This is a genomic window from Parafrankia sp. EUN1f, assembly GCF_000177675.1.
Lineage (GTDB): Bacteria > Actinomycetota > Actinomycetes > Frankiales > Frankiaceae > Parafrankia.
Map to the genome: position 1 here is coordinate 1 of NZ_ADGX01000227.1, position 10,370 is coordinate 10,370.

A 10,370-nucleotide genomic window follows, 5' to 3' on the forward strand; every position below is an offset into this window, starting at 1 on the left:
GCTCGATCGAGCCTCCCTGGAGGGTGTCTGGAGGCCTTAAAGGCGGCGCCCGTTGTTGATTTGTTGTTCTTGTCGAGGCGAGGAGCTGCGGTCGCGGCGGGGCGTCGTGGATGGCGTGGACGACCGCATGTGACTAGATGTGACCGTGCGTTGCAACCGCCACGGCCTACCTGAAGCTGAATGTGTTAAGTGAACCTAACTTAGGTGTGATGCGGTTGGTGGTCAAGCGGGCCGGATTGCGGCGACCTGCGTGACTCGCGGTGGCTCAACCGGCCGCATCCCGCGAAGTATAGGTTAACTTCACCTAAGTTTCATGCGTCGGGTGTCGTCCGACGGGGTGGGGAGGAGGCGCGGTCGGTCGGCGGCCTCGTCCCAGGCGGATCGCCGACCCTCACACGGCTGCCCTCCCCGGCGTCGGGTCGCGTGAGAGTCATGCCAAGCACGGCTGCGGTGCTCCGCCTGCGGGCACACCGCGTGCGCGGGCGTGAGCGCTGCTGTGAACATCGCCGCGGGGCGCGCGGTGACGGCGCGGGGAGGCACCGGGTTGCCGGGGCCGGTGAACCGCGAACCGCAACTACGCGAACCGTTTTCGCGCAGTTGGAATCCTCTGGTTGGAATCCTCGGCGTTCACGCGGAGGAGGACGTCGAACATCCGGACCCCGGTTGCCCTTCGCCGGGAGAAAGGTGACCGGAGTCGTCACCGGCCCCGGGAAGCGACCGCGGCGGGACGATTGAGGCCCTGCCGAGCGCTGTCGTACACCGCCGGAGTCGCCCGGGCAGTGGCCCGGCTGCGCGTCGGTGATCTCGGCAAGGTCGTGCTGGCACGGACACTGCGCGTCCCCGGGCCGGTGGACGCCGCCGCGCTTGTCCGTCGCCTGACCCGGAGTGGTCCGCTAGCCGGCGCTGACCGCCACGGCCCTGTCCGACGCCGCCGCGTCGTCCGTGTCCGTGTCCGTGTCCGTGCCGGGCCGAGACCGGGGCTGCTCGGCTGTCACCAGGTTCTCGCGAAGCTGGCGGCGCCGGGCCCGGGCCGCGGGCACCACGAGCGGTGTGGCGGTCTCGGGGTCGGGCACGACGCTGCACGAGATGCCGAAGACCTCCTCCACCAGCTCCGCCGTGACGATCTCGTTCGGGTCCCCCTGCGCCACGATGCGCCCGTCCTTCATCGCGACCAGATGGGTGGCGTACCGGCAGGCCTGGTTCAGGTCGTGCAGGACGGCGACGAGGGTTCGGTTGCTCTCCTCGTGCAGGTCCGCGCACAGGTCGAGGATCTCGATCTGGTGCGCGAGGTCCAGGAACGTCGTCGGCTCGTCCAGCAGCATGATCGGCGTCTGCTGGGCCAGTGCCATCGCGAGCCAGACCCGCTGGCGCTGGCCGCCGGAGAGCTCGTCGACGAACCGGTCGGCGAGGTCCTCGGTGTGGGTGGCCGCGAGCGCGTCGCGGACGGCGTCCTCGTCCTGGCGGGACCACTGGCGCAGCAGGCGCTGGTGGGGGTAGCGGCCCCGGGCGACCAGATCGGAGACGAGGATGCCGCTAGGGGCGATCGAGGTCTGCGGCAGCAGCCCCAGCCGGCGCGCCACTTCCTTGGACGGCAGCGACCGGATGAGCGCCCCGTCGAGGTAGACCGCGCCGTGGCGTGGGCGCAGCATCCGGGCCAGCGCCCGCAGCAGGGTCGACTTGCCGCACGCGTTGGGGCCGACGATGACGGTGAAGGAGTTGTCGGGGATGCGCACACCGAGGTCGGTGGCGACGACGCGCTGGTCGTAGGCGAGGGTCAGGTCCCTCGCGTGCAGCCGGGGCTCACCGGCGGGCTGGGACACCACGGCCGGCTGGGACACCACAGCCGGTGCGGCGGTCGACACCGCGGCCGCTGTCGTGGAACCGCCGTCGTCGCTGCGCTGTGGCAGGCCTGTTCTCTCCTCGCCGCCGTCGGCGGATGCGGCAGTCCTGCGCAACGATGCCGGGCGCTGTCCACGTCGTGTGTTCAAGGCCTCTACCAACCCCGATCTCTTTAGGTAAGCCTCACTTATCGTGTGGGCTGCTTCCGTTGCTGGTCAAGGCCTCATCGTGATTCCTGGCGCTGCGCGCACCGGAGTGATTCGTCCTGGTGTTGACTACTGGAGGTAAGCCTGACCTAAATAACGTCGTGGAGCGGGGAACGGTGATCGGGATTTCGGCGGGGCCCAGGGCGCCGGCCACAGCGGCGGTGGGGAGCCCGGGCATGCCCACCGGCCCGTCGGCCGGCCTGCCAGCGGGCGTGTCAGCCGGCCGGTCCACGAACCCGCCCGCGGGCGGGACGGCCCGGAGGGCGCTGCGGCCGCTGGGGCTCGTCGCCGCGGTGGTGCTGCTCGCCGCCGCCGTGCTGATGAGCATCGCCGTCGGCGCGAACCACCTGGCGCTGCCGGACGTGTGGCGCGTGCTGTGGCATGACGACCGGTCCGAGGCCGCCGTGATCGTCCACGACATGCGGGTCCCCCGCACGCTCGTCGGGCTCGTCGTAGGCGCGGGCCTGGGTGTGGCCGGTGCGCTGGCGCAGGCGCTGACCCGCAACTCCCTCGCCGACCCGGGCCTGCTCGGGGTCAACCTGGGGGCCGCCGCCGCGGTCGTCGCCGCCGTGTCGTTCCTCGGCGTGACGTCGCCCAGCGGCTACGTGTGGTTCGCGCTGCTCGGCGCCGCCGCCGCCTCCGCCGCCGTCTACGTGCTGGGTGCCACAGGCCGGGCGGCCGTCGCGCCGGAGCGGCTCATCGTGGCCGGCGCCGCGCTCAGCGCGGTGCTCGCCGCCTTCACCTACGCCGTCGCCTTTCTCGACCACGAGACGTTCGACCGGCTGCGCTTCTGGGATGTCGGTTCGCTGGCCCGGGCCGACATGCCACAGCTCGCCGTCGTCGTGCCCTTCATCGGCGTGGGCCTGCTGGTGGCCTTCGCCATCGGCGGCGCGCTCAACGCGATGGCCATGGGCGAGGATGCCGGCCGCGGTCTCGGGGTCCACGTGGCCCGCACCCGGACGCTGGGGGTGCTCGCCGTCGCGCTGCTGTGCGGCGGCGGCACCGCGGCGGCCGGCTCCATCACGTTCGTGGGGCTGGGCGTCCCGCACATCGCGCGGGCGATCTGCGGCCCGGACCAGCGCTGGGTGGTGGCCTACTCCGCCGTGCTCGGCCCGGTGCTGCTGCTCACCGCCGACGTCGTCGGCCGAGTGATCATCGCTCCCGCCGAGCTGGAGGTCGGTGTGGTCAGCGCGTTCGTCGGCGCCCCGGTCTTCATCGTCCTGTGTCGGCGCGCACGGTTGGGTCGATTGTGAGCGGAACACGCCCTGCGGTCGCGACGATGACCACGCGCGGGGCCACAGGAGCCAACGGGGCCACAGGAGCCGACGGGGCCAGCGGAGCGCCCGGAGCCAACGGGGCGGCAGCGGGGGGAGGTGAGCCCATGGCGACAGGAGCGACCGGAACGGCGGGCCTGCCCGCAGCGGCGCGCGGAGTCCTGCCGGGCGGAGTCCTGCCCGGGGGCGCGGCGCCACGCGGCTGGGTGCTTCGTGATCGAGGCGACCGGCTATCGCTGCGCGTCGACGGCCGCGGGGTGCTGGTCTGCCTCGGGTTGGTCGTGGCCATCGGGGTGATCAGCGTCCTGACCCTGACGACGGGTGATTACCACCTGTCGGTCCGCGAGGTGGTCGACAGCCTGCTCGGGCACGGCAGCTCCGGCACGGACTTCATCGTCCGCACGCTGCGGCTGCCGAGGCTGGTGGCGGGCCTGCTGGTCGGCGCGGCCCTGGCCGTCAGCGGGGCGATCTTCCAGACGATGACGGCCAACCCGCTCGGCAGCCCGGACGTCATCGGTTTCACCGCCGGGTCGGCCACCGGAGCGGTGATCGTGATCCTGGTCCTGCACGGCAGCGTCTACGAGACGTCCTTCGGCGCGATCGCCGGCGGTGTGCTGACCGCGATCGCGATCTACCTGCTGTCGTTCCGGCGGGGTGTCGCCGGCCCCCGGCTGATCCTGATCGGGATCGGGGTCGCGTCGATGCTGACCGCCCTGAACTACTACCTGATCGCGCGGGCGACCCTCGGTGACGCGATCACGGCCCAGACCTGGTTGCTGGGCAGCCTTAGCCGGCGCAGCTGGGAGCAGGTCCGCCCGCTGGTGTTCGCCGTGATCGTGCTGCTGCCGGCCGCGCTCTACCTGAGCCGGCGGCTGTCGATGCTGGCCATGGGTGCCGACACGGCGCGGGCGCTCGGCGTGTCGGTGGAGAGCAGCCGGCTCGCGCTGCTCGGTGTGGGTGCGGCGCTCGCGTCCTGCGCGACCGCGGCGGCGGGCCCGATCGGTTTCGTCGCGCTGGCGGCGCCGCAGCTCGCACGGCATCTGGCGCGGTCGGCGGGTGCGGCGCTGCTGCCGGCGGCGCTGCTCGGCGCGCTGCTCGTGGTGGCCAGCGACCTGGTGGCCCAGCGGGCGTTCGCCCCTTCGCAGCTGCCCGTCGGGGTGGCGACCAACGCCGTCGGCGGTCTCTACCTGGTGTGGCTGCTGGCCCGGCAGCGGCGGCGGATCTGAGCACGGTGCTCGCGCGGATGCTGTTACGTCGGCGTGGGGATTGACCCGTTCCAGGTACTTAGCTTAGCTTTACCTAATATATCGGTGTTGTCTCCCTTAGGTTTCGGTCGCCCGGCGGCGGGCCGCTGTCTCGTCGCCGGTGTCCCGACCCCGTCTCTGCTCGCACCCGAGCGCCGGGCGCTCCGCCGCGGCGGCTCCCGGCCGGGCCGGGCACCCACCCTGGAGTGGTCCTGGCGATGGCCATGTCGGCTGGCAACACCGTCCTGTGGGCGCAGCTGCGCTCCATGCCCGGTCCGCTGTCTCTCGGCGTGCTGGCGACCCTCGTCCAACAGCTCGCGATGCTCGTGCTGCCCTGGGGCATCCAACACGCCCTGGACGACGGCATCACCCCGCTGGACGTCGACCAGACGGTGCGCTGGTCGCTCATCACCGCGGGTATCTCGCTCGCGTTCCTGGTGGGCGGGGTGGGTGGCCAGTGGTGGTCGGGTATCGCGGCCAACCGGGTCGCGCACGGCCTGCGGAGCGAGCTCATCGACAAGGTGACCACCCTCGACCGGCCCGCGCTGGTCGGCTTCGGGCGCGGCGACCTCGTCATGCGGGTCACCCGGGACGTCGACCTGGTGCGGCTGTGGCTGCAGAACCTCGGGGTCTGGGTCCGGGTCATCGTCACCGTCGTCGTCGTCCTGCCGGCCATCGGGCTGCTCGACCCGCTACTGCTGCTCGTCACTGTCGTCACGGTGCCGCTGGTGGGGTTGGCCAACGCGTTCTTCCCCGGCCGTTACGACACCGCCAACGAGGCGCTCTCCGAGGCACACGGCTCCCGCGCGGACGCGGTGGAGGACCTGCTGTCGGCCAGCGCCGCGGTGCGGGGGCTCGGTGGCGAGCGGGTGCTCGTCCGTCGCCATCACGACCTGTCCCGGTCGGTGACGAGCACGTCCCTGCGGGTCGCCGAGGTTTCGGCCTGGTGGTCCGCGGTGCCGCCGGCGCTGCCCCGGATGGCGATCGCGGTCGGCCTGGGCATCGGCGGGGCCGCCGCCATCAGCGGTGATCTGACCATCGGCGGCCTGGTCGCCTTCACCTCCTGGATGACGACTCTCGCGCTGGCCATCGCCATCCTGGTCGACCTGCTGGCCGGCCGCGGCCAGGCCCGGGTCGCCGCCGGGCGCATCGCCGAGGTGCTCGGCACCCCGGGGCTGGCCGAGGACCCCGCATCCGTGGTGCCACTGCCGGCCACCGGCGCCCTGCGGGTGGACGGGGCCGTGGTCCGCCACGGCGACCGCCACGTGCTCGGGCCGGCGGACCTGTGCGCCGCGCCCGGTGAGTTCATCGCGGTCACCGGCCCGACCGGGTCGGGCAAGTCCACCCTGGCCCGGCTGTTGTGCCGGATCGAGGACCCGACCGAGGGGACGATCAGCTACGGCGGGGTGGAGCTGCGGGCCGCGTCGCGCACCGAGGTGCTGACCCGGATCGGCCTCGTGCCGCAGCGACCGCTCGTGCTCACCGGCACGATCGCCGACAACCTGCGGCTGGGCCGCGAGATCGAGCTGGCCGACCTGCGGGCCGCCTGCCACGCCGCCGCGCTGGACGAGTTCATCATGAGCCTTCCCGACCAGTACGACACGGTGGTCGGCGAGCGGGGCGGCACGCTGTCCGGCGGGCAGGGCCAGCGGCTCGCGCTCGCCCGCGGCCTGCTGGGGCGTCCCGCGGTCCTGGTGCTGGACGACGTCACCTCGGCGCTGGACGTCGAGACCGAGGCGGCGGTGCTGCGCCGGCTGCGGGACTGGAATCCCACCGGCGCGATCGTCGTGGTGTCGCACCGGCCCGCGGTGCTGGCCGCCGCCGACCGGGTGCTGACGCTGCCACCACCCGCCCGCAACAGCGCGCCGCCCGGTGCCGAGCGCGAGCCGGCTGCCGTTGCCGAGCCGGCTGCCGTTGCCGAGCCGGCTGCCGTTGCCGAGCCGGCTGCCGTTGCCGAGCCGGCTGCCGTTGCCGAGCCGGCTGCCGTTGCCGAGCCGGCTGCCGCTGCCCAGTCGGCTGCTGCTGCCGAGTCTTCTGGCGGTGCCGAGCCGTCGGCTGGTGCCGCTGATCTGACCGCCGGAGGTCACCGTGGCTGAGGTCCGCATGCTGCACGAGGACCCGGCCACCGCGGGCGCGTTGCGCCAGGCGTGGCGCTACCTGCGACCACACCGCCGGCTGCTGACCGTCGCGTTGGCCGCGACGGTCGCGAGCACCGCCGCCGTGGTCGGGATCGCCCCTGTGATCGGTCGTGGTGTCGACGCGGTGATCGCCCGCGACCGGACGGCGCTGTGGTGGACGGTCGGCGGCCTCATCGTGATCGTCCTCGCCCGCCTGCTGCTCCTGCGCTGGTCGGAGGTGCTGCTGGCCCGGGCCGGCGAACGGGTGGTGCAGGACCTGCGCGACCTCGTCGTGGAGCGGCTCGCGGGCGCGCCGCTGCGGTTCGTGGAGGCGCACCGCACCGGGGACCTGCTGCGGCGGGCCACCGGCGAGATCGCCGATCTGGCGCTGTTCATCCGCGAGCAGGTGCCGAACCTGCTCGGCATCGGGCTCACCCTGGTGCTCACGACGGTGCTGCTGATCGTCTACTCGCCGCTGCTGTCGCTGGTGCTCGTCGTGCTGTTCATCCCCGCCGCGGTCGGGGTGATCCGGTGGTTCGACCAGGTCGCCCGCACGGCGTTCGGCCGGCAGGCCTCGGCCGACGCGGCGATGACCGCGACGTTCACCGAGACGCTGGCCGCCGGTGAGGCGCTGGTGGTCGTCGGACGTCCCGGCGAGTGGGTCGAGCGGTTCCGCCGCGACAACGACGAACTGCTGCGGGCGTCCAACCGGACCATCGGCGCGCAGAACCGGCTGGAGCTCTTCAGCCTGCTCGAGGGGCTGGCCACCGCGGTTCTGCTGCTGCTGAGCGTGTGGCTGGCCCGGTCAGGTCACCTCGGCGTGGGCACTGTCGTGGTGTTCGTGCTCGCGACCCGCAACCTGTTCGAGGGCCTGGCCGGCCTGTCCCGCCTGATCGGGCAGTTGCAGACCGCGCGGGTCGGCGTGGCCCGCCTGGCCGACCTGCTGGAAGCCACCGACTCGCCCGGCACCGACGCGCCTGGCACCGACTCTCCCGCCATCGACCTGCCCGCCACTGCCGCGTCCGCCATGGATGCGCCCGCCTCCGACGCGCCCACCGCCGGTGGTGGTGGGGTGTCGCTCCCGCCGCGCGGTGAGCTCGCCGCGACGGACCTGCGGTTCGGCTATGGGACGGACGAGGACGCGCAGGTGCTCCGCGGAGTGTCGGTGCGCTTCCCGTCCGGCGACCGGGCCGGGCTGGTCGGTACCACCGGCTCGGGCAAGACGACGCTCGCGAAGCTGCTGTGCGGTCTCTACGAGCCCGACGAGGGCGTGGTGACCTTCGGCGGCGTCGACCTGAGCACCGTGTCGCCCGAGGAGATCCGGCGCCATGTCGTCCTCGTGCCGCAGCAGGTTCACATCATCACCGGCTCGCTCGCGGAGAACCTCGCGCTGGCGCCGGGCGAGCCCGACCGCGCGGCGATGGAGCGGGCGGTGGAAGTGCTGGGTCTGACCGAGTGGGTGGCGGGACTGCCCGGTGGCCTCGACGCGTCCCTGGGCGCCCGCGGTGAGCTGCTGTCCGCGGGCGAGCGCCAGATCGTCGGACTGGTGCGGGCAGCCCTGGTCGACCCGCCGGTGCTGGTGCTGGACGAGGCCACGGCCGACCTGGACCCCGACGTGGCGCGTCGGCTGGAGACAGCGGTGGAACACCTGCGCCCGGGGCGGACGCTGATCGTCATCGCGCACCGCCAGGCGACCATCGACCGCCTGCCGCGGCGGGTTCGCCTCGTCTCCGGCCGTCTCGTCGCGGGTGACACCGCTGGAGACGTCGCTGGAGACGTCCGGGGAGATGTCGCGGGAGACGTCCTGGTCGACGCGGGACATTCCGTGCCCAGCCAGCTGCAGAGCGATCCGATTGTGAGCGATCCGGCGTAATCGCTGGTCATACCGCATTGGTTAGGCTAACCTCACTTAATACCGACTTAGGTCGGCCTAACTATTCTGGTGCGATCAAGGAGACGGCGGGTATGTCGACGAATCCCTTCGATGACGAAAGCGGGAGCTTCTTCGTACTGGTCAACTCCGAGGGGCAGCACTCCCTCTGGCCGAGCTTCGCCGCCGTTCCGGCGGGTTGGACCGTTGTGCACGGCGAGGAGACACGCCAGTCCTGCCTGGACTACGTCGAGGCCCACTGGACCGATCTGCGTCCGCTGAGCCTGGTCGCTCAGATGGATTCCGACGCCCGTGCCGCGGAAGTCGCCCACTCCGACGCTTCAGCCTCCCGGTGACCACCCGCCCCGACCGCCACCGCAGGATCATCCCGTTCGGCCAGCCGCCCGCAGCCGTAGCCGCCCGGCTGGCCCGCGCTGCCACCGGCCCGTTCGTCGTGTACGAGCGCGCGGGCGAATGGTCCTTCGGGGCGGGTGTCCTGGCCGAGATCGAGCTGCGTGCGCACGAGCTGCGCCACCGCACCGGCACCGGGCAGTGGCAGGTCGAGCCGACCGGTCCCGCGCCGCTGCGCCAGGTCGCGGGCCTTCTCGCCGCCCTCGACATCGCCGGTTGGCGGGCCTACGGCTGGGCGGCCTTCGAGCTCAGCCACCTGCTCGCCGGCCTCGCCGTGCCGGCCGGCGACGCACCGCTGCTGCACCTGATCGTGCCCCGGCAGGAGGCTCGGCTCCTCGACGGTGTCGCGACCCTGCGCACCCTGGCGGCGGCCGGCATCCCACCGGCCTCGGCCGGGCCGGCCCCCTCGGCCGACTCGGCCGACTCGGCCGAGCAGGCAGGGCTGACAGAGCTGGCAGAGCTGATCACGGGCGGTGCCGTGGACGCCCCGAGCACCACCGGGCCACTCGCCGTCGCCGACCTCGAGCACGGCGTCGACGGGTACCGGCAGGCCGTCGCCATGGCCGTCGCCGACATCCACGCCGAACGGCTGCGCAAGGTGATCCTCTCCCGGGTCGTCCCCGTCGAGGGTGACATCGACCTGGTCGCCACCTACGAGGCGGGCCGGGCCGGGAACACCCCGGCGCGCTCCTTCCTGTTGGACGTCGGCTACCTGCGTGCGACCGGCTTCAGCCCGGAGACCGTGGTCGAGGTGAGCGCCGACGGTCTCGTCTCCACCCAGCCGCTGGCCGGCACCCGGGCGCTCACCGGCGACGCCGCCACCGACCGCGAACTACGCGACGTGCTGCTCTCCGATCCGAAGGAGATCTACGAGCACGCCGTCTCCGTGCAGGCCTGCCAGGAGGAGCTGCGTCGCTTCTGCCGGCCCGGCTCGGTCGCCGTCGACGAGTTCATGACCGTGCTCGAACGCGGCAGCGTCCAGCACCTGGCCTCCCGCGTCGCCGGGCGCCTCGCCGTCGGCCGCGACGCCTGGGACGCCTTCGGGACCGTCTTCCCGTCGATCACCGCCTCCGGGGTGCCGAAGGCAGCCGCCTGCGAGGCGATCAGCGGGTACGAGAGCGAACCGCGTGGCCTCTACAGCGGGGCGGTGCTCACCGTCGACGCGGACGGGTCCCTGGACGCGGCGCTCGTCCTGCGCACCGTCTTCCAGCACGAGGGCCGGACGTGGCTGCGGGCCGGCGCCGGCATCGTCGCCCAGTCCGAGCCCGACCGTGAGGCGGAGGAGACCCGGGAGAAGCTGCGCAGCGTCAGCCGTTTCCTCGTCACGGCCGCGCCAGCCGCGCCAGTTGCGGAGGCCGCGCCGGCCGTGCCGGCCGTGCAGCCGGTGTCGGCTGCGCAGGCCGCGCCGG

General features: G+C 72.9%; 7 protein-coding genes and 1 pseudogene. 7 read left to right on the plus strand and 1 reads right to left on the minus strand.

All coding sequences use genetic code 11. From position 1 onward, the window contains the following. Positions 1 to 436 precede the first annotated feature (436 nt). Positions 437 to 688, plus strand: a pseudogene (locus FREUN1FDRAFT_RS47190) (hypothetical protein); the annotation flags it as partial. A gap of 205 nt (positions 689 to 893) precedes the next feature. Here the strand turns inward: FREUN1FDRAFT_RS47190 and FREUN1FDRAFT_RS35755 are convergent. Continuing rightward, positions 894 to 1,820: an ABC transporter ATP-binding protein gene (locus FREUN1FDRAFT_RS35755; RefSeq protein WP_083828932.1), complete on the minus strand. Its 927-nt coding sequence runs from the start codon at positions 1,818 to 1,820 to the stop codon at positions 894 to 896. Positions 1,821 to 2,221: 401 nt separating this feature from the next. On the opposite strand from FREUN1FDRAFT_RS35755, the gene FREUN1FDRAFT_RS35760 reads away from it, so the two are divergent. The 6 genes from FREUN1FDRAFT_RS35760 to FREUN1FDRAFT_RS35785 all read left to right on the plus strand — a co-directional run. Then, positions 2,222 to 3,298 carry an iron ABC transporter permease gene (locus FREUN1FDRAFT_RS35760; protein ID WP_006545286.1) on the plus strand — a complete coding sequence of 359 codons (1,077 nt, stop codon included), beginning with the start codon at positions 2,222 to 2,224 and terminating at the stop codon, positions 3,296 to 3,298. A 128-nt stretch (positions 3,299 to 3,426) separates the two neighbouring features. Next, positions 3,427 to 4,545 carry an iron chelate uptake ABC transporter family permease subunit gene (locus FREUN1FDRAFT_RS35765; RefSeq protein ID WP_006545287.1) on the plus strand — a complete coding sequence of 373 codons (1,119 nt, stop codon included), beginning with the start codon at positions 3,427 to 3,429 and terminating at the stop codon, positions 4,543 to 4,545. A gap of 236 nt (positions 4,546 to 4,781) precedes the next feature. Beyond that, positions 4,782 to 6,659 carry an ABC transporter ATP-binding protein gene (locus FREUN1FDRAFT_RS35770; RefSeq protein ID WP_006545288.1) on the plus strand — a complete coding sequence of 626 codons (1,878 nt, stop codon included), beginning with the start codon at positions 4,782 to 4,784 and terminating at the stop codon, positions 6,657 to 6,659. Next, positions 6,652 to 8,553 carry an ABC transporter ATP-binding protein gene (locus FREUN1FDRAFT_RS35775; RefSeq protein WP_157475764.1) on the plus strand — a complete coding sequence of 634 codons (1,902 nt, stop codon included), beginning with the start codon at positions 6,652 to 6,654 and terminating at the stop codon, positions 8,551 to 8,553. The genes FREUN1FDRAFT_RS35770 and FREUN1FDRAFT_RS35775 overlap by 8 nt, the downstream gene beginning before the upstream one ends. 92 nt (positions 8,554 to 8,645) lie before the next feature. Next, positions 8,646 to 8,906 (plus strand): MbtH family protein, encoded by a 261-nt coding sequence (locus FREUN1FDRAFT_RS35780; protein WP_006545290.1) that lies wholly within the window; start codon positions 8,646 to 8,648, stop codon positions 8,904 to 8,906. After that, positions 8,903 to 10,370: salicylate synthase (locus FREUN1FDRAFT_RS35785; protein WP_006545291.1), on the plus strand; the 1,468-nt coding region annotated here is incomplete at its 3' end. The genes FREUN1FDRAFT_RS35780 and FREUN1FDRAFT_RS35785, both read left to right, overlap by 4 nt.